Raw genomic sequence first — 21,374 nt, 5'->3', positions numbered from 1 at the left:
CGCACCTTATCCCAGAAATGCAACACCCGCCCGGTCTGCCGGGCGGGTGCATTGCGTTCCTGCGGCCGGATTACTTCGAGGCCGCCGGGATCGTCAAGGTTGCGCCGACCGGAAGGCGGCGTGGCTCGTAGGCTTTGTTGGCATCGGAGATTATTTTCCATTTGGTGCCGTCGCCATAAGCCTTCACCGCGAGATCCCAATAGGTATCGCCGGCGACGATTACATGGCTGCTTTCGGCCGGTGCCGGCTCAGCCGGAGCAGGGGTCGCCGGAGCCGGTGTGGCCGGAGCCGCAGGTGCCGCCGGCTGGGCCGGCTCGGCGGGTGCGGGTGCCGGCGCTGTTTCAGCCGGGACGGCCGGCGGCGTCTTGGAAATGTCGCCGGAGCCGGCCGGCATTTCGGGCATTGCCGGCTCAACGGGCTTTGCCGGCGCAGCCTCAGCAGGTTTTGGCGGTTCGGCAGGGTTGGCAGGTTCTGCGGCCGGGGCTACGGTCGCGGCGATCTCGGTGATGCGGCCGTCGAGCTTCGGCGTATAGGGCCGGTGCGCGCCTAGGTAGTCGGCGACGACCTGTTCCAGCCCCGGGCCGTAATCATAGGCGTTCTTGGCCTTCTCGGCGAACACCTTGTAGCCGTCGCCGCCCTGGCGGACATAGTTGTTGGTGGCGACCAGGTAATCCTTGTCCGGCTTAATCGGCGTCCAGGCGCCGCCTTCCATGACCTCGACCGATTTGACGCGTCCGTTAGGCGGCGCCGATTTGTCGAACGCATATTTCAGGCCGGCAACCTGCGGGAAGCGCCCGGCGCCGTCCTCGACCTGGCTGAGGCCGCTTTCGAGGCCGGCAACCAAATCCTTGCCGGAGATCTGGAAGGTCGCCAGCGTGTTCTGAAACGGCAGGACGGTGAGAACCTCGCCCATGGTGACGGTGCCCTGGTCGATGGAGGCGCGCAAGCCGCCGCCATTCGAGATGACGATCTCGACACCTTGGCCCTTGACCCGGTCGAGGACGGCGTCGGAGACCAGATTGCCCATCTCGCATTCGCGGGCGCGGCAGTTTTCGCGACTGCCGTCGATCGCCTTGGTGGTCTCGGCGACTTCCTTGTTCTTCAAGGCCTCGATCGGCGCGCCGAGTTCCTTGATGCGGGCAAGCACGGCGGGGTCGGGCGTGATCGATTTGTCGAGATGGATGGGATCGCCGCTTGCCTCCTTGACGACGCCGTTGTCGTCGAACACGACCTTGAACTCGCCGAGATATTTCGAATAGGACGCCGCCTGCACGACCGGCACTTTGTAACCGTCCGGATTGTCGACCATCGTCGGATATGGGCCTTCCGCCTTGGGGTCGGTGTTGGACAGCAGCGAATGGCTGTGGCCGCCGACCACCACGTCGATGCCCGGGATCTTGGCGATCACGTCGCGCTCGCGCTTGTAGCCGATATGGGTGACCGCGATGATCTTGTTGACGCCCTCTCGCTTCAGTTTCTCGACCTCGGCGGTGATCGACTTGACGTCATCTTCAATGGCGATGTTCGGGCCAGGCGAGGCAAGCTCCGGCGTGTCGTTGGTGACCGCGCCGACAATGCCGATCTTCTGGCCGCCGACCTCGACCACGATCGACGGCTTGACGCGGTCGCCGAGCTTGGATTGCGCATTGGCCTTCACATTGGCGCCGAGCACCGGAAACTTGATCATGTCGAGGAACGGCGCCAGCGCCGACTCGCCATCGTCGAACTCATGGTTGCCAAGCGCCTCGGCGTCGAATTTCATCTGGTTGAGGAATTCGCCCTCGGTCTTGCCCTTGTAGGTCGTGTAGAAGAGCGAGCCCTGGAAATTGTCGCCGGCGCTGAGCAGCAGCACGTTCTGGCCCTCCAGCTTCTTGCGCTCCTGCGCAATCGCGGTGACCAGGCGGGCGGCACCGCCGACGCATTCGCCCTTGGTCTCCTCCTCGGCCGAGCAGGTCGATTCGTACTTGTTGTTGCTCTCGATGCGGCTGTGCCAGTCGTTGATGTGCAGGATGTTGAGCGTGTAGTCGGCAAAAGATACCCCAGCCGACAGGCCAAGCGCCGATGCCGACAGCGCGGCGATGGCAGCAATCTTCTTCATTCTCGTCTCCCGGGTGACTTGACCAGTGGCGTTAACGCTCTTGTTTGACTGGATGTAACAGCCCTCTCAGGCCATGTTCACATCGCGTTTCAGTCGATGCAAGCTGAAATCGGCATCAGCTTTGCCGGCGCAAGAAGACGGCGGCTTGAAGCCGCCGCCCTTGTGCAAAGTCAATTCGGAATCGGATTTCAGGTGCGCCTGGTCAGCACAAAATTCTGTCCGCTCGCGCTGGTGCAATTGAGCTGGCTGGTGGAGACCATCAAGCAGTTGAAGCTGATTGGCGTCTGGCGGATCAGCGAAGTGCCATGGATCTCGACCGAGGTGCCGCCGGTCATGGTGTAGCTGCCATCGGCAAGCTTCTGGCCGGTATCGGTGGCGACGGTCGCGAAGCTGCCGCCCTTGAAGGTCGACAAGCCCGTGCCCTGCGCGTCGATCCAGGAGCCTTCAACCCCCTTGGCCGTGATCACCGGCGGCTCGCCTGGGCCGGTTGTCGTGCAGGCCGCCAACGCGACCGTAGCGGCCGCGGCAATGCCAGCCGAAAGCAGTCTTTGCGCAATCGTCATCTTCAAGATCCTCTCCTCTCGCATCGGCCCAAAATCGATCCGATTTTCGGAAAGCACGATGCGCACATTCAAAGTGCTAGAGCGTACTTTGTGCGTCCAAATGGACGCACGTCGCTCTAGGCCGCCCCTCTTCAATCGCCCGATTTCCGGGCGATTGCAAGCTGGCGGAGTGTCGAGGCAACGCTGCTATCGAACGAGGATGTTGCGGAATTGCCACGGGTCTTTGGTGTCGAGATCCTCGGGAAACAGACCAGGCCGATTGTCGAGCGGCGTCCAGTCGGTATAATAGCTCCTGACCGGCCCGAGATATGGGTTCTGCACGTCGAGGCAGCGCTTGTAATCCATCTCGTCGGCTTCGACGATGCCGGCCTCGGGATTTTCCAGCGCCCAGACCATGCCGGCCAGCACCGCCGACGTGACCTGCATGCCGGTGGCGTTCTGATAGGGCGCCAGCTTGCGCGCCTCGGCCAGCGACAGCTGCGAGCCGTACCAGTAGGCGTTCTTGGCGTGGCCGTAGAGCAGCACGCCGAGTTCGTCGACGCCATCGACCAGTTCATTTTCGTCGAGCACGTGATGCACGGGCTGAGCCTTGCCGGCGACACCGAACATCTCGTGCAGCGACAGCACGGCGTCGTTGCAGGGATGATAGGCGTAATGGCAGGTCGGCCGGTATTGCACCTTGCCCTTCTTGCCGCGCAGCGTGAAAAAATCGGCAATCGAGATCGCTTCGTTGTGTGTCACCAGGAAACCGTATTGCGGGCCGGGCGTCGGACACCATGTGCGCACGCGTGTATTGGCGCCGGGCTGCTCCAGATAGATCGCGGCCTTCGAACCGTTCTTGTGGCTTTTGGCGTTCTTCGGCATCCACGCCTCATGCGTGCCCCAGCCGAGCTCGGCCGGCTGCAGCCCTTCCGAAATGAAGCCTTCGACCGACCAGGTGTTCCAGAACACGTTCATCGGCTTGGGCTTCTTGGTGCGCTGGGTGTCGCGCTCGGCGATATGGATGCCCTTGACGCCGGCCTTCTTCATCAGCCTGGCCCAGCCTTCGCGATCGTGCTGCGCGGGTTCCGAGAAGTCGAGGCCAAGATCTGTGGCGAGATTGACCAGTGCCTGCTTGACGAACCACGAGACCATTCCCGGATTGGCGCCGCAGCACGAGATCGCCGTGGTGCCGCCAGGGTTCTTCGCGATTTCAGTACGTACGGTCTCGCGCAGCGCATAGTTGGTGCGTGAGGCGTTGTCGGCCTTTTCGTCGAAATAAAAGCCGAGCCAGGGCTCGACCACCGTGTCGATATAGAGGACACCAAGCTTGCGGCAGAGCTTCATCAACTCGAGCGAGGAAGTGTCGACCGACAGGTTGACGCAAAAGCCCTGGCCGCCGCCATTGGTCAAAAGCGGTGTCAGCAGCTTCTTGTAGTTCTTTTTGGTCACCGCATCCTGCATGAAAGTGATGCCGCGCTCGTCGAGCAATTTGCGGTCGGTGTCGCGCGGGTCGATGACCGTCATGCGCGACTTGTCGAATTTGAAATGGCGCTCGATCAGCGGCAGCGTTCCCCGTCCGATCGAGCCGAAGCCGATCATCACGACAGGGCCGGTGATCTCACCGTAAACGGGCCAGTTTTCATTCGCCATTTATCGATTACTCCCTCAAAAAACGCTTCGGAACAGCGGCTTGGCCGCGGCGCGACAAACCATAGATCATTGTCACAATAAAGCGAAAAGCGGACGGCCGGCGTTACACCGCGCCATCCCGGCTACGGCTCGACCAGTCTTGCGAATTCAGGCTTGAAGAGGTCACGTGCCTCGGAGACCGGCAGTTCCAGCAGATCGTCGGCGCAGGCCTGGATGGCATGCGGCAGGGTCTGGAGCCCGAAAACCAGAACCTGCTTGTCGCCCTCACGCCAGAGGCTGACCGCTAGATATTCGCCGATGAGATCGTCGATGCCGCATTCGGCTTCGTGATCAATATCGGTCTGATCGGTCGGTTTCTTGCGCCGCTGCTTGACGAAGGAGACGAGCGAAGGTCCGGGCTTGCCATCTATCGTATCCAGGAAAATGTCCTGAAGACCGAGCAGGATGCCGCGGCGCACATCCATGATGTAGGCGTCCGAATAGTTGGTCGGATGCGCTCCGCCGCAGAAGATGCTGCCGGACTCCCGCCAGCTCATCAGCCGCGACGTCAGTGAGGTCACTTCGAATGTGCTGTCCTCATAGCCGCCGAGCGTGCCGCCGTTCATACCGTCAATCGGCCCGCCTTCGTTGAAACCGGCATATTGCGCCGCCACGCAGCCCAGTGCGCCGATGTTTGCGCGCCAGTGCCTGTCTTGCAGCAGAGCATTCGCGGCCTCGATCGGAACGTCGCCGGACAGTTCGACAATGCGCGGCGTGGCAAACCTGGTGCGGGGGTCGACGACATAGCGGTAGGTTGCGTCCGGCCAACCAGTCGTCTGGCCGTTATCGAGCTGAGTGTCCATCCGCAGATAGTCATAAGGGGACGTTTCCATGGTGAGCGGCGTGTCATTGGCGAAGAAGTTCATGAAGCTGAAATCGTAGAGATCGAGCGGGGTGCTGGGCTCGTTCCCGGTCACTTGCCGGCTTACGACCCGTTCCAATCTGAGCGGCAGCGCCTTCTTTCCGTTCCAGCTGCCTTCAAGGGTCTTGCCGTTACTGGATGAGGCCAGGCGCCACACAGCGGCGATCGGCGCGGCCTTTCCGTCATCGCAATTATCGGCGCCGCATGCCTCCTCCTCGGCCAGTTCGAACTTGCTGCCCTTCTGCAACCTGGCCTGCAGCGGGATATCGACGCCCTTCGAGCGGTAGAAGTAGCGGCCGGCCAGCGGGCCGTCGGCGGTCGCGGGGTCGCCGGTGAATTCGACGACGATATCGCTTTTTCCAAGCTTGCCGGCATAAGTCACCGGCTCCGCCTCAGCTGCTGTCGACAGTACCAGGATCGCGGCCATGAACGTGACCGGCCTGCCAAGATGCTGGATCATTGTTCCCCCAAGCCACAAGTTACAGTTGTCTTCCGCCGACAGTCACGGTCGGCTGTCAGGCCCTTACAGTCAAGTTGTGCCCCGTTCAGTGCCAGACGCTGCTCAGCGAAAAGACGCTGCCAGCGCCGCCCCAGATGCGGATGGCGCATCCGCCCGTTTCAGCGGACTTTTGCCCTCGGCCCGGCCGTGGAGGCTCGAACCACCAGTTCTACCGGCAGAACGACCTGGCGGGGGGCCTCATTGTCAAGAACCATTCGGGCGGCCAGCCTGCCTTTTCCGATCACGTCTTGCGCGACAGTGGTCATCGGAGGCGTGGTGCGTGCGGATTCAGCGGTGCCGTCAAAGCCGACGACCGATACGTGGCCCGGCACGTCTATGCCGCGGCGAACCGCCTCGTCCAGTACCGTGATTGCCTGCCAATCCGACATGGTCAGGATCGCGGTTGCTTCAGGCGCCCTGTCGAACACCACTGCTCCGGCAGATGGCTCGCCTGGGATCGTCTCGATGATCGGGACATCGTCGATCGACAAATTCGCCTCCGCCAAACCCTGTTTGAAACCGTCGAGCCTTTCATCGTCGAGCGGGAAGCCGGCCAGAAGCGGGCGCGTTGCCTGTCCGGGCATGTGGACAATCGGTGGGCCGGGAGTCCGTCGCACCGAAAGGATGGCAAAATGCCGGTGCCCCAGCCCGGTCAAATGCCGGACGGCAGCTACCGCGCCGCTCCAGCCGTCGATCTTTATCGAATTGATGTCGGCACCTGCGTCGCTTTCGAGAATGACGAAGGGCAGACGCCGTCTCTGGACCGAAATTATGAGACCAATATCGGCGCTGTGACCAAGGATAAAGCCGTCAACCAGCGCATCGCGGATGCTGGCGAAGCGCGTGTCATCGGTGCCGTTTACAAGGCTGAGCGTCGTTCCAGCCTCGTCGCAGGCGAGCGAAACGCCGAGCACCAACTCGCGGCCATAGGGGCTTCTCATCACTTCGGAGATGGCGTAGGCGCCAGGCGGCATGAACCCGATGGCATTGAACTTGCCGTGCCGCAGCAATCGTCCTTTCGGATCGGGGCCGCCAAACCCGAGCGCTCGCGCGGCCGCTTCGACGCGCTCGCGCAATTCGGGCCTGACCAGCTCCGGCCGGTTGAAGACGTTGGAAACAGTCCCCCGGGAAACTCCGGCAGCCTTGCCGACATCGGCTAGGGTTGGCATTGGCGATTCACTCGTTTTCCCTGAGGTAGACCATTTTTTGGAGCGCTCCAAGAATTTTATTGACTCAAAACCGAAATAGGCGGATCGTATTCCTTGGAGCGCTCCAAGGGCATATATTCGGAATGTTATGCGACTGCGACACCGAGAACCGTCAATGGTGTGGCCGCAGCGGCCATGCCCAAGGAGAGGATGATGGCAGAAACCGATGCTTTTCCAGCTTCGCTCGTCGGCAAGACTTTCGACTGCGTTTTCGGCCCCTTCGTACCACGGCTGACGTTTTTCTCGCCGCGGGAATTGCATATCCAGGCGTCGATCGGGACCACCGAAATCGACGAGGTGGTCAAGGTCGACCTGACCAGCGTACGCCCGAATCTCGTGCTCGCGAGTTGGACGGAGCAGAGCGGCAACTTCATCGTGCAGTTGCAGGATCACGAGAAGGGGATCGTCCATAATTATGCGCGGCTGGCCGATGGGCAGCTCTTCTGTGCCCAGGGGGCCATTCAAGCCGTTCCGGCGTGAGGGGAGGAAAATGCGATGGAACTCGCTTATGACAGTCATCTGCTTGCCCGAATTCTGCTGAGCGTCGCGACCGTGGGTTACGGTGTAGCGACGATCAAAGCCGACTTGAACGCCACACATGCAACCAATCCGTTGTGGACCCCACACGCCCGGTTTCATGTCGTCTGGCAGGTGCTGAGCTACACCGGTGTGGCGCTGATTGCGCTCGGACTTATCTGGATCAAGGGACAACTCGAAGCCGAGCGGCTCTATCTCGCCGGGGGATTGGCCGCGGCTATGTATGGAGCATTCTTCGCGGCCATGCTCTCGCGGCCGATCTACGGTGGCGTGCTGTATGACGAGAACGGCTATCCGCCGTTCCGGCCGCCGTTTGGACCGGCGGGCTGGCGGTGGGATGTCAACGTCACCGTCTTTACCGCAATGTCCGCGATCCTGCTGCTGGGCCTGGCCGCGATTTAGGACAGCACTAGCGCCCTGAGCCACGCGACCAGCCGGTCACGGTCGGCGGTCATCCCCTTGTAGTCGAGTTGTGCCTCGTCCAGCGCCAGAAGTTGTTCGGCCAAGGACGCCGCGAGCGCCGCGCGGTCGGGGTGGCGTTCCAGCACGGCGAGCGGGTCGAGATGGATGCGGATGGTGAAGAGTACGTTGCCCGAAACGGGGAGCTTTCTCAGCGTTTGCCGCTCGACGCGGATAAAGGCATGGGCGTCGATGTCGCCATCCGGGAATCTCGACGGGCGACTGCTGGCGCGGTCGATGCGTTCGAGGTTGGAGAGCGGATGGTAGAGCGCGTCGCCCGCCTGGATCGACCAGTTGTAGCGCTCGACGGCTTGGCCCTGGAGGCCGTCGAACATGCGGTTGATGAGATCGGCCGGGCGTGTGCCCGGGCCGAAACCCGGTACCGGCGCGTGGATCTGCTGCAGCGGCTTGCCGAATTTTTCGGTCAGCGACCATGACGACGGGAAGCAGAGCGAGCCGGCCGCCAGACGCCAGCCGCTCTCGTCGCGGCGCATCAGGATCAAATCTTCCTGGACGAGCAACGAGGCCGCGGCAAGCGGCGCATCGCTGAAAGAAGCTGCGGTGCCCGAGCCTTCGAGATCGTCGGTGCCGCCGATCACCTCGATCCCGTCGGCGGTACGCCTGTGGGTCTCAGGAAAGTTCGCCGCCAGATGCGCACCGAGCAGATCGAGCACTTCGCGCTGAGCGTCGCGCGTTGTTTGCTCCTCGACAAAAACCTTGCCGGGAATTTCCGCATAAAGCCGGCGTTTCTCGGCAAGATAGGGCAGCAGATATTCGTCGACCTCGATCCAGCTATCGAGATTGAGCGGCTTCAGCCCGATGGTGAACAGTTTCGACGAGCCGTCATAGGGTGTGTGGGTCGGTGTGCGGAAACTCATGCTTCTTTGTAGGCTTCCAGTGCGGCAGCGGCCATTCTCGCCGTGAATTCGGTGATTTCGTAATCGGCGGCACCTGCCTTGGCGAAGGGATCGTCCGCCAGTCTGGCATCGAGCTCCTCGCGTGGACCGCGCGCGATGATGATGCCGCCGGTCCTTGGCCGCTTTGGCCCGGAGGCGACAAAGATACCTTGCGCATAGCAGGCCTTCAGCCACTCGACATGCGCTTGCTGCAGGCGGTCGATCTCGGTCAGCGGCACCTTGTAGTTCAGCGAAACCACGAACATTGTTGTCTCCAGATGCTTCAGCCCAGCTGCGCCGGGATCAATCCGCGCAGCGAGTTGCCGACGAACAGCGCCTTGGCCGATTGCAGTTCGTTCCACGTGTAGACCGCTTCACCGGCGCGGCCTTGATCCAGCAGTTCGCCGCGCAGGACGCCAGGCAGCAGGCCGCAATCGAGCCGCGGCGTGGCCAGCACGCCGTCACCGAAATCGGCAAAGACATTGGTGATCGTGCCCTCGCAGATTTCGCCCCGCTCATTGGCGAGCAGCACCTCGTCGGCGCGGCCGGCGAGATATTCGGCGCGGGCGCGTGTATAGGGTTGTCGGCGGCTGGTCTTGTGACGCAGCAGCGTGTCGCTCGAATCAAGCCGCACCCGTGCCAGTTGAAGTGTCCAGACCTTGTCTGCGGCGAGCGGCTCGTAGGGCTGCACCGACACCGCCACTTCGCCCTTGCGCGACAGGACGAGGCGAGTGCGCAATGCGATGTGCTGGCGGCCGACCGCATTCATCAGCGCTTCGCCGACCCTTTGCGGGTCGCAGGCGAAGCCGAGTTCGCTTGCCGAACCGTAAAGCCGCGCGAGATGGCGGTCGAAACGGCCGAAACCCGAGCCGGGTTCCCAGCGCATTGTTTCGATCAGTTCGAAATCGGCAGTGTTCCCGTCGCGAAACGGGCTTTCAGCAGACACTCCTGGTACTCCTCTTCGGCTGTCGAATCGAAGACGACGCCACCGCCGACATTGTAGACCGCCTCGCCATTGGCAAAGAGCGAGATGGTGCGGATCGCCACCGAAAAGCGCATCCGGCCGCCGGGCGCGATCCAGCCTATGGCGCCGCAGTAGACATCACGCGGGCCACCTTCCAGCTCGCGCAGGATCTCCATGGCGCGGATCTTCGGCGCGCCGGTAATCGAACCGCAGGGGAACAGCGCGGCGAAAATCTGGCGGATGGCGAGGCCGGGCAAAAGTTTTGCCCGCACGCGGCTCACCATCTGGTGGACCGTCGGGTAGCTCTCGATGCGAAAAAGCTCCGGCACATCGAGCGTGCCAACCTCGCTGATCAGTGAGATGTCGTTGCGCAGGAGATCGACGATCATCCGGTTCTCGGCCTGGTTCTTCTCGTCGTTGCGCAAGAACGCTTTCAGGCGATCGTCCTCGGCTTTTGTTGCGCCGCGCGGCGCGGTGCCCTTCATCGGATGCGTCTCGATCATGCCTTCCGCGTCCACCTCGAAGAACAGTTCGGGCGAACGCGACAAGACGATCGGATCGCCGAGCGCGACCAGCGCCCCATACTTCACCGGCTGGCGTTCAGTCAGCGCGTCGAAGGCGACCAGTGGATCGCCCGACCATTGTGCGTGGACCGGAAAGGTCAGATTGCCCTGGTAGCAGTCGCCCTTGCGGATATGGTCATGCAGCCTGGCAAAGCGTTTGGCGTAGTCGTCCGAAGACCAGGCTGCCTTGGCGTCGAAGATTGGGCCGTTGCTAGCCGGCAGATCGCCTGGCGCGATCGTCTCCTCGACTGGCGCGTCGAACACGCCGAGGCAGAAAAGCGGGGCGCGGCGGCCGGCCGGCAGCAGCGGAACGAGCTTGGGTTCGAGCAGGTAACCGGCCTCGTAGGAGAAATAACCGGCCAGCCATTTGCCGCCGTCATGTGCTACCTGCGCGGCTTCCAGGGCAGGCAAAAAATCCGCCTCGCCATGCGCTGCGATTATCTCGGCCGGCCGGTCGAAAACGAGCTGCCGCGCGGTCTCGTCGTTCCTGAAAATTGCAAAGGGCAGGGGCAGGGACATAAGGCTCGGATGCTGCGGTCACCAGCGATCGATCTATATGGGGGCTCGACCGTGCGCAATCGAGGGAGCGGCGTCTCAAGACGCAAAGGCGCGGCGGCAAAAACAAATGCGGCGCCAGTGGGCGCCGCCTTGTTCCAAAATGCCACCTTGCGATGGATCAGGTGTTGCTGGCTTCCCCCGCGGTCGGGAAGCGGCGCGCAAATTCCTTCTCGTCACCGGCGGCAAGCAGTTTCGCCTGCTCGATCCAGCGTTCACGTTCGATGCGGCCGTCGAAATTCAACGTCGCCTCGATCCGCTTGACATCGTCGGGCGTCCAGGCGGCGATCTGGGCATAGGTCGTGACCCCAAGCCCTTTGAGCAGCCGCTCGTTGGTCGGGCCGATGCCGATCAGGCGACGCAGATCGTTGGCTTTGCCTGGGGCAGTGGCTGTTGCCTTGCCGGTGGCGGCTTTCTTTGCAGCTGGCGCGGCCTTGCTTGCCGCTGGCGCAGCCTTGCTTGCCGCTGGCGCGGTCGTCGGCGCGGCGCTCGCTTTCGATGCAGGCGGTTTCGGTGTTGCCGTTTTCGCGGCACTTGCGCGTGGCGCGGTCGCGGCCTTCGCCGTTGCAGATTTCTTCGGCGCCGGTTTAGCCGGTGCGGATGTCGACATCAGCGTTGACGGCGCCTGCATCGCGGCTTTGGTCGCGCCGGTCGTGGCGGCTGGCGCCTTGGCTGTTGCCGCCTTCGCGGTTGGCGCCTGGGTGGTTTTCGCCTCGCCCAGCCGGCGTTCGAGATCGGCGCGGGCGCGGCCGCATGCATCCAACTCACCGGTCAGACGGTCGCTATCGGCCCGCAATCTGTCGCGTTCGCTGCGCGTGCGGTCTAGATCGCCGCGCAAACTGTCGAGTTCGCCACGCAGGCGTCCCCAAATGAACCAGCCAACCAACACACCTACCAGGAACGCCAGGAGCATGTAGAAAAAAGTGCCCATTGTCTTTCTCTCTCCAGTCCGATCCGTCCGCCCTGGCCTGTGGAGCCATGACCTCGGCGAAGGACCATTCGATGGTGGTTCCGCAATTTGCAGAACAGCCGGCTTCGATCGAGCTGTCGGCGACCGGTTTGCCCCTGGCCAACAACCGTTGTCGCATCCGCCGACACGCCATGACCGGTCGGGATTTTCCGACCGGATCCATTCGTGCCCGGCTGAGCTTGAGGGCGGACGCTATCATACAGCTTACGGGAATCTAACGGAAAACTTCCATGGAAAGTTATTTAAGAACAAATATCCAAGACAAGAATAGAACCATCGCCAATATGCATTGCAGCTAAACTGTTCTGGAAAACCCGGTCATCCGGTGTTGCGCATCACCCAGTGTTGCGCATCAATTGTCCAGTGCTTCCAGCTCGTCGATCAGTCCGCTGATCACGCCAAGCCCGATCTGCCAGAAGGCAGGGTCGGCCGCGTCGAGGCCGAACGGTGCCAGAAGCTCGGAATGATGCTTGGTGCCGCCGGCGCGCAGCATGGCAAAATATTTCTCCTGAAAGCCGCGCTCGGCGTTCTGGTAGACCGCGTAGAGCGAGTTCACCAGGCAATCGCCGAATGCATAGGCATAGACGTAGAAAGGCGAGTGGATGAAATGCGGGATATAGGTCCAGAAAATCTCGTACCCTTCGCGCAGCTTGATCGCCGGCCCGAGGCTTTCCGCCTGCACTTCCAACCAGAACTGGCCGAGCTTGTCGGAGGTCAGTTCGCCGCTCCTGCGCTCGGCATGCACTTTGCGCTCGAACTCGTAGAAGGCGATCTGGCGCACGACCGTGTTGATCATGTCCTCGACCTTCTGGGCGAGCATGGCCTTGCGTTCGCGCTTGTCGGTGGTCTGCTCGAGCAGCGAGCGGAAGGTCAGCATTTCGCCGAACACCGATGCGGTTTCGGCCAGCGTCAGCGGCGTCGATGCCATCAGGGCGCCCTGGCCGCCGGCCAGCACCTGGTGCACGCCGTGGCCGAGCTCGTGCGCCAGCGTCATCACGTCGCGCGGCTTGCCCATGTAGTTGAGCAGCACATAGGGATGCGCCGAAGGCACGGTCGGATGCGCGAAGGCGCCAGGCGACTTGCCGGGTCTCACCGGTGCATCGATCCAGTTGCGGTCGAAGAAAGTTCTGGCGATCTCCGCCATGTCGGGCGAAAAGCGCTGGTAGGCGGAAAGCACGGTGTTCTTGGCCTCGTCCCAGCCGATGACTGCCTGCGGGGTATCGGGCAATGGCGCATTGCGGTCCCAGTGGTTCATCACCTCCATGCCGAGCCAGCGCGCCTTCATCGCGTAATAGCGATGCGACAGGCGTGGATAGGCGTCGCGAACCGCGGCGGCGAGTGCATCCACCACGCTGCGTTCGACGCGGTTGGCGAGGTGGCGGGAATCGGCAATGTCCTCGAAGCCGCGCCAGCGGTCAGAAATCTCCTTGTCCTTGGCTAGCGTGTTGGTGACCAGCGTAAAGACGCGCAAATTCTTGCGGAAGGTCGTGGCCAGCGCCTCGGACGCCCGGCGGCGCACCTCGCTGTCTGCGTCCTGCAGGCGATTGAGTGCCGGCTCCAGCGTCAGCTCCTCGCCGTCGACGTCGAAGCGCAAATCGGTCATCGTCTCGTCGAACAGGCGGTTCCAGGCCCCGCGCCCGGTGATCGATTTTTCATGGAAGAGCTGCTCGATGCGGTCTTCGAGCTGATAGGGCTTGTCCTTGCGCAGATCGAGCACCCAGGGCCGGTAATGGGCGAAGGCCGGATCGGCCGCGAGTGCGTTTTCGATCGCGCCATCGTCGATGAGGTTCAGCTCGAGCGCGAAAAACAGCAGGTGCGCGCTGGCATCGGTCATCTTTTCCTGGATGTCGCCATAGAGCTTGGCGCGCTGCGGATCCGACGTGTTGCCGGCATAGACAAGCCCGGCATAGGAGACGATGCGGCCGATCAGCTCCTCCAGCGTTTCATAGGCCTGAAGCGTCTCGCCAAGCCTGCCGGCGCTGCCACGCCCGGCCTCGGCGGCGAGCGTGCCTTTCCAACGGCTCTCGAAGGCGATGGCATCGACGGCGGCCTTGGCGATGTCGCGCTTCAACTCGGGCGCTTCCATGCCCGAATAGAGATCGGCCAGATTCCATTCCGGCAGGTCGCCAAGCTCCGCCACGCCCTGACCGGGCGCCGCCGCCAGCTTTCGAGCAAAAACCATGCGCATTGCCGATCCTTCCAGACACAAAAATTCGAGGAAACGAGAAGCCGGTCAAATCCTAAGGAATTCATTCACCGGGTTTTTTGAAAGCTTATTTAGAACCCTGTGCCAAGATGATCCATAGGGCGCATTCTCGGGCGGGCACGGTCGGATCAGTCATGGCAGCTTCCATACTCATAGTCGATGACGATCCCGTGCAGCGCAGGCTTCTCGAGGCGGCGGTGACGAAATTCGGCCACACCGCGATCGTCGCCGATGGCGGCGAGGCGGGTCTCGAGTTTGTCGACGGACCCAATGCGCGCGACGTGTCGGTGGTCATCCTCGACCTTATGATGCCCGGGCTCGACGGCATCGGCGTGCTGAAGGCGATGCGCGAGCGTGGCATCCACATTCCCGTCATCGTGCAGACCGCGCAGGGCGGCATCGAAACCGTCGTTTCGGCAATGCGTCACGGCGCCTTCGACTTCGTCGTCAAGCCGGCCTCTCCCGACAGGCTGCAGGCGTCGATCGGCAACGCCCTCAAGGTCGAAGCGCTCGAAGGCGAAGTGAAGCGCTCGTCACGGCAGCGCGGCGGCCATCTGACGTTCAAGGACATGATCACCCACAGTCCGGCGATGGATCGGGTGATCCGGCTCGGCCGCAAGGCGGCGGCGTCCAACATTCCGATCCTGATCGAAGGTGAATCCGGCGTCGGCAAGGAACTGGTGGCGCGCGCCATCCAGGGCAGCGGCGACCGCCGCTCGAAACCCTTCGTCACCGTCAATTGCGGCGCCATCCCCGACAATCTGGTCGAATCGATCCTGTTCGGGCACGAGAAGGGCTCGTTCACCGGCGCCACCGAAAAACATACCGGCAAGTTCGTCGAAGCGCACACCGGCACGCTGTTCCTTGACGAAATCGGCGACCTGCCGCTCGACGTGCAGGTCAAGCTGTTGCGCGCCGTACAGGACGGCGAGGTCGATCCGGTTGGCGGGCGCTCGGCCGTCAGGGTCGACATCAGGCTGATCTCGGCAACCCATCGCAACCTGGTGCAGCAGGTCAAGGACGGCAAGTTCCGCGAGGACCTGTTCTATCGGCTGAACGTCTATCCAATCTTCGTGCCGCCATTGCGCGACCGTCGCGACGACATCCCCTATCTGGTGGAGCACTTCATGGAGAAGGTGGCGCCCGCCGATCCGCGCCACCGCCTGCGAGGCATCTCGGCTGCGGCGCTTGCCATGCTGCAGGCCTATGACTGGCCGGGCAACATAAGGCAGCTCGAAAACGCCGTCTTCCGGGCTTCGGTGCTCGCCGACGGCGACATGCTGACCGAAGAAGAATTCCCGCAGATCCGGGCGCAAGTCGAGGGCACGGTCAATCTCGATTCGGGTATCGCCTTGCCAGCTCCAGGGTGGCCGGCTTCAGGGGGGCCAACTCCAGGGTGGCCAGCTTCCGGAGTGGCTTCGGGCAGCCAGCCGCGCGACAACATATCGGCCGCTGGCGGCATCGCAGCCGCCGACGCCGATGCACCAGCCAAGCCTCGTTTCGGCACGCTGCGGGCGCTCGACGAGCGCGGCAATGTGCGTGCGCTGGCCGACGTCGAACTCGAAATGATCAAGCTCGCCATCGATCACTATAACGGCCAGATGAGCGAAGTCGCCCGCCGCCTCGGCATCGGCCGGTCGACGCTCTACCGCAAGCTCAAGGAATACGGCATCGACCCGGAAACCGGCCGCGTCGAACGGCTCGCTTCCTGAGTCACAGGGCCAAGCCGGTTCTCATCCGGACATCATTCCACGCAACTGCGCCTCGAAATGATGTGTTCGCCACAGTGTTCACGTATTAAGGCGGACGGTAACAGATCGTGTTTCGAGCTGGCGCCAAAACATGATCTAAACCAGCGGTTTACCAAGATATCCTGCGCAATATTTTTGGCGGGATATCGCCACCGTGTTACCGCATTTCGGCTTCAATAAGCGATGATTAACCATTAGGATCGATATTCGGATGCACACACCACGCATCCGTTTGGTCAAATCCGGGGACAAAACGGCAGCCTGCAAGGCCTTTTGATTTGAACAGAATCGAACGACACAAAAACGGGCGGCATTATCACATGAGCGTCTGGCCGAGATGGCTGGCAGCGGTGATTGTTGCCGTCGGGTTCCTTGCAGCGGCGGCAACCGGCGCCAGCGCCGAGACACGTTCGCTGAAGCTCTATCATCTCCACACGCATGAAAAGGCGGAGATCGTCTACAAGCGCAATGGCCGCTACGACCAGGCGGGCTTGCGAAAGATCAACATCATCCTGCGCGACTGGCGCCGCAACGAGCCGACCAAGATGGATCCGCGCCTGCTGGACATGGTCTGGGAAGCGTATCGGGAGAGCGGCGCCACCGATTACATCCAGGTCGTCTGCGGCTATCGTTCGCCGGCCACGAATTCGATGCTGCGCAGCCGCAGCAGGGGCGTCGCCGAGAAGAGCCAGCACATGCTCGGCAGGGCGATGGATTTCTACATTCCCGGTGTCCCATTGAAGAAGCTGCGTGACATCGGCCTCAGGATGCAGGGCGGCGGCGTCGGCTACTATCCCAGCTCCGGCTCGCCCTTCGTGCATATGGACGTCGGCAATGTGCGCCACTGGCCCGGCATCAGCCGCCAGGAACTGGCGCGCGTGTTCCCCAACGGCAAGACGCTGCATGTGCCGAGCGACGGCAAGCCGCTGCCTGGTTATCAACAGGCGCTCGCCTCCTACAAAGCCCGCAAGGGCGCCGGCGCACCGGCCATTGAACTGGCCAGCGCAAGCGGCGGCGGCAAAAAATCCCGCGGGTTCCTGGCAGCCTTCTTCGGCGGTGGCGACGACGAGGCGGACGACAGCGCCGACGTGGCGATGGCCGAGCCGGCGCCAAAGCCCCGCAACGTGAAGCCGGCGCCGTCCGCCAAGAGCAGCAACCTGCCTGGCATTGCCATCGTGGCGCCTCAGGATGCCAAGCGCGCTCAGATTCCGGAAGTCGCCGATGCTCCGGCGCCTGCGCCTGAACCGGAGAACGACACGCCGGAGACGATCATCGCGGCATTGCCGGCGCGCAGCATCCCGCTGCCGGATTTTGCTCCGCGTCCGAAGACCGACGTCGGCGCCCAGCCGCCTGAAAACGTTCCGTTCGGCGTGGCGGATGCGGCTGGATCGACTGAACAGGCGGTGGCGACCGCGCAAGCGCCGGCAAGCGTGACGCCGGCCAGTGTGGCACCGGCAAATGTTCCGTTCGGCATAGCAGACCCGTCTGCTGCGGCCGGCCCGGTGCAGGTCGCTGCAAACAACATTCCCGTGCCGAGCTGGCGGCCCGATCATTCGCTGCCGGCCGATCTTTCGCCGGCGGGTCTTGCGCCGCAGGACAAGCAAGTGTTGCTGGCGCTGGCGAGTGCGGCCGAGCGGAGCAACACCGCCACCGACGCATTCTCGGTGTTGCCGTCGGCGCGGCCCGACAGTTCCCAGCCCGACGAGGTCAAGGCCGTTCTCGAAAGGGTCAGCGCGACCGACGAATACAAGGTCGCGTCGCTTTCCGAGCAAGCATCGGTGTTCGAGGAACCGGCGAGCGAAGACGGGGCATCGAGCGACGGGGCATCGCCGCGCGAGGCCATCGTTGCCCGTCCGGCCGGCTCCGATCCGGCCGCCGTCATCGGAGCGGGCGTGAAGACCACACGCAAGGAACCCAGGGCCACCGCCCGCGACCTGAAACCCGGCCCCAAGCCGGTGGTGGTCGCCGCCGCGCCGCAGGCCGCCCGGTGGGCGCTGCACAGCGGTGAGTATGTCGCAACCGTTTCAGATGCGACAACGGCGCCGCGCTACGCCTACGACTTCGTCCGTACGGCACCGAGCGAGGTCTATATGATAGGCTTCCAACCGGGCAACGAGATGGCCGACGCAAACCGGTTCACCGGCAAAGCCGTCAAGTTCATGTCGGTTGCCCGCTTCAAGACCGAGTAGGCCGCGCTGGGCACCTCGCGCGGCTGCCTCCACCGCCGGCACTGGCTTCCTTCATCCAGGGATGCTAACCAGCGGTCGGCATTCTCCCGCTTCGTCTAATGGTAGGACAGCGCCCTTTGAAGGCGTGAATCGTGGTTCGAGCCCATGAGCGGGAACCAGCCGGCGAACCAGATCGGACAGATCGGCGGCGGTTTTCTTCATGCAGAAGGTGCTAGCGCCCGAGCTTGCTCGCGGCGCGCGCCAAGGCTTCGATCTCGTCCCATTTGCCGGCCTTGACCAGATCGTCCGGCGCCACCCAGGAACCGCCGACGCAGATGACGTTGGGCAGGCTGAGGTAGTCGGCGGCGTTCTTGCCGGTGATACCGCCGGTCGGGCAGAATTTCACGTCGGCAAGCGGCGAGGCGAAAGCCTTGAGCGAGGCAATGCCGCCCGACTGTTCGGCCGGGAAGAATTTCAGAAAGCGCAGGCCGGCTTCGCGCGCGGCCATGACCTCTCCCGGCGTGATGGCGCCGGGCAGCAACGGCACGTCGCTGTCCTTGGCTGCCGCGAGAAGCTCGCGGGTGATGCCGGGGCTGACGATGAACTTCGAACCGGCGGCCGCCGCCTCGCCGAACTGGCGGGCGTCCAGGATGGTGCCGGCGCCGACGACCGCGTCTTCGACCTCGCCTGCCACCCGGCGGATCGCCTCCAGCGCGTCGGCGGTGCGCAGCGTGATCTCGATCACCGGCAGGCCACCGCTGGCCAGCGCCCGGGCCAGCGGCACCGCGTCGGCGGGATTGGCGATCTTCAGCACCGGTATGACCGGCTGGCCGTTGAGGAGCGACAGGAGCTTTTCGGTCGTGCTGGGCATTCGTCGTCTCTCCTCTGTTGATCAAGTCGACCGGTTAGCAGAAGGCGGTTTTTCTGTCCACGAAACGCGGCGTGTCGCGATGTCACGCGTGGTGTTCGAAACCTCCGCGGTCTGACCGCTCCCGGCTCTGCCTTGATCCGGCTGTCGTGAGCGTTTAGTGGCTTGGTGATGACACCGTCCAGCCAAGCCTTCCGCGTTGCCGCGCTTTACCGCTTCGCCCGGCTCGAAACCTTCGAGGCGCTGCGCGCGCCGCTCGCCGCCTTCTGCTGCGCACGCGGCATCAAAGGCACGCTGCTGTTGGCGCGTGAGGGCATCAACGGCACGGTCGCCGGCAGTGAAACGGCAATCGCCGCGCTCATCGATCATCTCGAATCCATCGACGGTCTCGCCGGCCTCGAGATCAAATACAGCAGCGCCGCAACGATGCCGTTCCACCGCATGAAGGTGCGGTTGAAGCGCGAGATCGTCACCATGGGCGTGGACAATATCGATCCGGCGGCAGGTGCAGGCACCTATGTCGCGCCGGCCGACTGGAATGCACTGATCTCGGATACGGGCACCATCGTCATCGACACGCGCAACGCCTACGAGGTGTCGCTCGGCACCTTCAAGGGCGCTGTCGATCCCGCCACCAACAGCTTCCGCGAATTCCCGGCCTGGGTCGAGCAGCATCGGCATGAGCTCGAGGGGCGCAAGGTCGCCATGTTCTGCACCGGCGGCATACGCTGCGAGAAGGCGACGGCCTATGTGAAGTCGCTCGGTTTGGAGGATGTGTTCCACCTCAAGGGCGGCATTCTGAAATATCTCGAGGACGTCCCCGCCGAACAGAGCCTGTGGCAAGGCGAATGCTTCGTCTTCGACGAGCGCGTTTCGGTATCGCACGGGCTGCTCGAAGGCGAGGCCGAACTCTGCCGCGCCTGCCGACATCCGCTAGCTGCGGAAGACCGGCTGTCGCCGGAATATGCCACCGGCGTTTCATGCCCGCATTGCTTCGATGCCCGCTCGGACGAAGATCGCGCCCGCTACGCCGAGCGCCAGCGCCAAGTCGAGCTGGCGCAAGCGCGCGGCGATCGTCACATCGGAAGTTAGCTTCACGTTAAGCAACTTCACGTCAAGCAACAGAGAAGCGATCGATGACCCACAGCCATGTCCCGTCGTTCTGCCGGCGCGCGACCTCGGTGGTGATGGTGCCGTCGGGAAGCCGGGTCGAGGTGAGCGCCAGGTCGCCATTGACGACAGCCGGGCGCTGATCTCCGGACTGAAATTTTCGGCCGGTTGCGGTGATCTCCGCGAACAGCCCCCGGATGGCTTCGCGGCCGAACGTCAGTTGTCCGCCACCGCTGTCGATGACGGCATGCTGCTCGAAAAGCGCTGCCATGCCGTCAATGTCTCCGACCCATTGCCGTGAAATCAGCAGGCGCTCCAGTTCCTGGGGATCGCGTGCCGGCTGGCGGTCTGTCTCATCGGTCATGCCAGGCTCCTCCCAAGCGACATGCCGCGACATTAGTCGAAGTCGGGGGCGGTTTCGACACGTCCAATGTCCAGAGCGTCGCGTGTTTTTTGGGCGCGGAAGGAGGCTGCAGCACTGTGATTTCCGCGTGAAATCCCAGCAGATGTCGGTGCGAGGTCATGCGTGGCAGCGGGCGAAAGGATGCGCCGCGTCATTGTAATGTCAAACTGCGGGACCTAGGTCTTCGACGTGCAAACCTGCCCGCGCACCTTCGGCCGGGCCAATTCTGGAGGCATAGATGTTCGATCCCAAGAAGCTCCTCGACGATCTGCTCGGCTCGCAAATTCCCGGCACCGGATCGACCGTCCGCGACAAGGCCGGGCAGGCGGTGCAGATGGCCAAGGACAATCCGCTTGCCGCCGGTGCGCTGGCTGCGGTGCTGCTCGGAACCGGCCCAGGCCGCCAGGTCACCGGTGCGGCGGTGAAGCTCGGCGGCCTGGCCGCGATCGGCGGCCTCGCCTACAAGGCCTACCAGAACTACAAGAACGGCAACGCGCCCGCCGAAACGCAAGCCGCCGGCGAACCGGAATTGCTGCCGCCGCCGGCCGATACCGCCTTCCATCCGTCGCAAGCGCCGCAGGGCGAAGACGAATTCACGCTGACGCTGGTCAGGGCGATGATCTCGGCGGCGAAGGCCGACGGCCACGTCGATGACGAAGAGCGGCAGAAGATCGCCGGCAAGCTCAGCCTCGCCGGCGTCGGCGCCGAAGCGGAGAAATTCCTGATGTCGGAACTCGAGGCGCCGCTCGATCTGGATGTGCTGATCGCCGGCGCCAAGACCGATGCGCAAAAGCTGGAACTCTACACCGCCTCGCGTCTTGCCATCGATCCGGACACGCGGGCCGAACGCGGCTATCTCGACCTGCTTGCCGGCCGTCTCGGCCTGCCGGACGCGCTGGTCGATCATGTCGAGGCGACGGTGACGGCGGCGAAGGTGCCGGCAGCGGGCAGCACGGCCAAGCCGGTGAGCGGTTCGCGCTGGTAGCTTGGGGGAGGAGCCTCGGAGAGCTCGGCGGCATTCGC

General features: G+C 63.2%; 19 protein-coding genes and 1 tRNA gene. 7 read left to right on the top strand and 13 right to left on the bottom strand.

From position 1 onward, the window contains the following. Nucleotides 1–70: 70 nt before the first annotated feature. The 5 genes from NKK47_RS08490 to NKK47_RS08470 all read right to left on the bottom strand — a co-directional run bounded on the left by NKK47_RS08490 (nt 71) and on the right by NKK47_RS08470 (nt 6,862). Nucleotides 71–2,098, bottom strand: a complete 2,028-nt coding sequence (locus NKK47_RS08490; RefSeq protein ID WP_352576119.1) for a 5'-nucleotidase C-terminal domain-containing protein — start codon at nt 2,096–2,098, stop codon at nt 71–73. A 188-nt stretch (nt 2,099–2,286) separates the two neighbouring features. Continuing rightward, complete coding sequence (omp10, locus tag NKK47_RS08485; protein ID WP_023720183.1) at nt 2,287–2,661, bottom strand: outer membrane lipoprotein Omp10; 375 nt, start codon at nt 2,659–2,661, stop codon at nt 2,287–2,289. 186 nt (nt 2,662–2,847) lie between these two features. Next, a complete protein-coding gene (locus NKK47_RS08480) occupies nt 2,848–4,293 on the bottom strand; it encodes a homospermidine synthase (RefSeq protein WP_352576117.1) in 1,446 nt (481 codons plus the stop codon). Between the two features lie 122 nt (nt 4,294–4,415). Then, nucleotides 4,416–5,654, bottom strand: a complete 1,239-nt coding sequence (locus NKK47_RS08475; protein WP_352576115.1) for a hypothetical protein — start codon at nt 5,652–5,654, stop codon at nt 4,416–4,418. Nucleotides 5,655–5,812: 158 nt separating this feature from the next. Further along, nucleotides 5,813–6,862, bottom strand: coding sequence for a LacI family DNA-binding transcriptional regulator (locus NKK47_RS08470; protein ID WP_352576113.1), 1,050 nt, complete (start codon nt 6,860–6,862; stop codon nt 5,813–5,815). Between the two features lie 189 nt (nt 6,863–7,051). On the opposite strand from NKK47_RS08470, the gene NKK47_RS08465 reads away from it, so the two are divergent. Both NKK47_RS08465 and NKK47_RS08460 read left to right on the top strand, forming a co-directional pair. Next, complete coding sequence (locus tag NKK47_RS08465) at nt 7,052–7,381, top strand: MoaF-related domain-containing protein (protein ID WP_352576111.1); 330 nt, start codon at nt 7,052–7,054, stop codon at nt 7,379–7,381. A 15-nt stretch (nt 7,382–7,396) separates the two neighbouring features. Continuing rightward, a complete protein-coding gene (locus tag NKK47_RS08460) occupies nt 7,397–7,840 on the top strand; it encodes a DUF6640 family protein (protein ID WP_031194347.1) in 444 nt (147 codons plus the stop codon). Here NKK47_RS08460 and NKK47_RS08455 read toward each other — a convergent pair. The 6 genes from NKK47_RS08455 to NKK47_RS08430 all read right to left on the bottom strand — a co-directional run bounded on the left by NKK47_RS08455 (nt 7,837) and on the right by NKK47_RS08430 (nt 14,033). Beyond that, the gene (locus tag NKK47_RS08455; protein WP_352576109.1) at nt 7,837–8,775 is read right to left on the bottom strand and encodes a heme-dependent oxidative N-demethylase family protein; all 939 of its coding nucleotides are present in this window, start codon (nt 8,773–8,775) and stop codon (nt 7,837–7,839) included. The two genes, NKK47_RS08460 and NKK47_RS08455, sit on opposite strands and share 4 nt — an antisense overlap. Beyond that, nucleotides 8,772–9,059 (bottom strand): YciI family protein, encoded by a 288-nt coding sequence (locus tag NKK47_RS08450; protein ID WP_023675400.1) that lies wholly within the window; start codon nt 9,057–9,059, stop codon nt 8,772–8,774. Before NKK47_RS08450 ends, NKK47_RS08455 begins: the two co-directional genes overlap by 4 nt. Before the next feature lie 17 nt (nt 9,060–9,076). Continuing rightward, nucleotides 9,077–9,739, bottom strand: coding sequence for an aminotransferase class IV family protein (locus NKK47_RS08445; protein ID WP_352576107.1), 663 nt, complete (start codon nt 9,737–9,739; stop codon nt 9,077–9,079). Next, complete coding sequence (locus tag NKK47_RS08440) at nt 9,688–10,839, bottom strand: aminodeoxychorismate synthase component I (RefSeq protein ID WP_352576105.1); 1,152 nt, start codon at nt 10,837–10,839, stop codon at nt 9,688–9,690. Before NKK47_RS08440 ends, NKK47_RS08445 begins: the two co-directional genes overlap by 52 nt. 157 nt (nt 10,840–10,996) lie before the next feature. Next, on the bottom strand, nt 10,997–11,806 hold the full coding sequence (locus tag NKK47_RS08435) for a helix-hairpin-helix domain-containing protein (RefSeq protein ID WP_352576103.1): 810 nt from the start codon (nt 11,804–11,806) through the stop codon (nt 10,997–10,999). A 391-nt stretch (nt 11,807–12,197) separates the two neighbouring features. Next, nucleotides 12,198–14,033, bottom strand: a complete 1,836-nt coding sequence (locus NKK47_RS08430) for a M3 family oligoendopeptidase (protein ID WP_352576101.1) — start codon at nt 14,031–14,033, stop codon at nt 12,198–12,200. A 152-nt stretch (nt 14,034–14,185) separates the two neighbouring features. On the opposite strand from NKK47_RS08430, the gene NKK47_RS08425 reads away from it, so the two are divergent. The 3 genes from NKK47_RS08425 (at nt 14,186) to NKK47_RS08415 (ending at nt 18,149) form a co-directional block, all read left to right on the top strand. After that, the gene (locus NKK47_RS08425; protein ID WP_352576099.1) at nt 14,186–15,763 is read left to right on the top strand and encodes a sigma-54-dependent transcriptional regulator; all 1,578 of its coding nucleotides are present in this window, start codon (nt 14,186–14,188) and stop codon (nt 15,761–15,763) included. A 359-nt stretch (nt 15,764–16,122) separates the two neighbouring features. Next, nucleotides 16,123–17,991 (top strand): peptidoglycan L,D-endopeptidase MepK, encoded by a 1,869-nt coding sequence (mepK, locus tag NKK47_RS08420; RefSeq protein ID WP_352576097.1) that lies wholly within the window; start codon nt 16,123–16,125, stop codon nt 17,989–17,991. Nucleotides 17,992–18,075: 84 nt separating this feature from the next. Then, a tRNA-Gln gene (locus tag NKK47_RS08415) sits at nt 18,076–18,149 on the top strand. Between the two features lie 53 nt (nt 18,150–18,202). Here NKK47_RS08415 and NKK47_RS08410 read toward each other — a convergent pair. Then, on the bottom strand, nt 18,203–18,841 hold the full coding sequence (locus tag NKK47_RS08410) for a 2-dehydro-3-deoxy-phosphogluconate aldolase (protein ID WP_352576095.1): 639 nt from the start codon (nt 18,839–18,841) through the stop codon (nt 18,203–18,205). A 168-nt stretch (nt 18,842–19,009) separates the two neighbouring features. Here NKK47_RS08410 and trhO point away from each other — a divergent pair, with 168 nt between their 5' ends. Further along, entirely contained in the window at nt 19,010–19,930 is a 921-nt protein-coding gene (gene trhO, locus NKK47_RS08405) for an oxygen-dependent tRNA uridine(34) hydroxylase TrhO (RefSeq protein WP_352576093.1), read from the top strand. A gap of 22 nt (nt 19,931–19,952) precedes the next feature. Here the strand turns inward: trhO and NKK47_RS08400 are convergent, their stop codons facing one another. Beyond that, the gene (locus tag NKK47_RS08400) at nt 19,953–20,312 is read right to left on the bottom strand and encodes a YybH family protein (protein ID WP_352539344.1); all 360 of its coding nucleotides are present in this window, start codon (nt 20,310–20,312) and stop codon (nt 19,953–19,955) included. A 277-nt stretch (nt 20,313–20,589) separates the two neighbouring features. Here NKK47_RS08400 and NKK47_RS08395 point away from each other — a divergent pair, with 277 nt between their 5' ends. Further along, the gene (locus tag NKK47_RS08395) at nt 20,590–21,336 is read left to right on the top strand and encodes a tellurite resistance TerB family protein (protein WP_352576091.1); all 747 of its coding nucleotides are present in this window, start codon (nt 20,590–20,592) and stop codon (nt 21,334–21,336) included. Nucleotides 21,337–21,374 lie beyond the last annotated feature (38 nt).

Origin of the sequence: Mesorhizobium sp. M0019 (genome assembly GCF_040323975.1) — a bacterium.
Classification (GTDB): Bacteria; Pseudomonadota; Alphaproteobacteria; order Rhizobiales; family Rhizobiaceae; genus Mesorhizobium.
The sequence above is the reverse complement of the archived record's forward strand: the minus strand, read 5'-3'. Positions and strand labels throughout refer to the sequence as shown.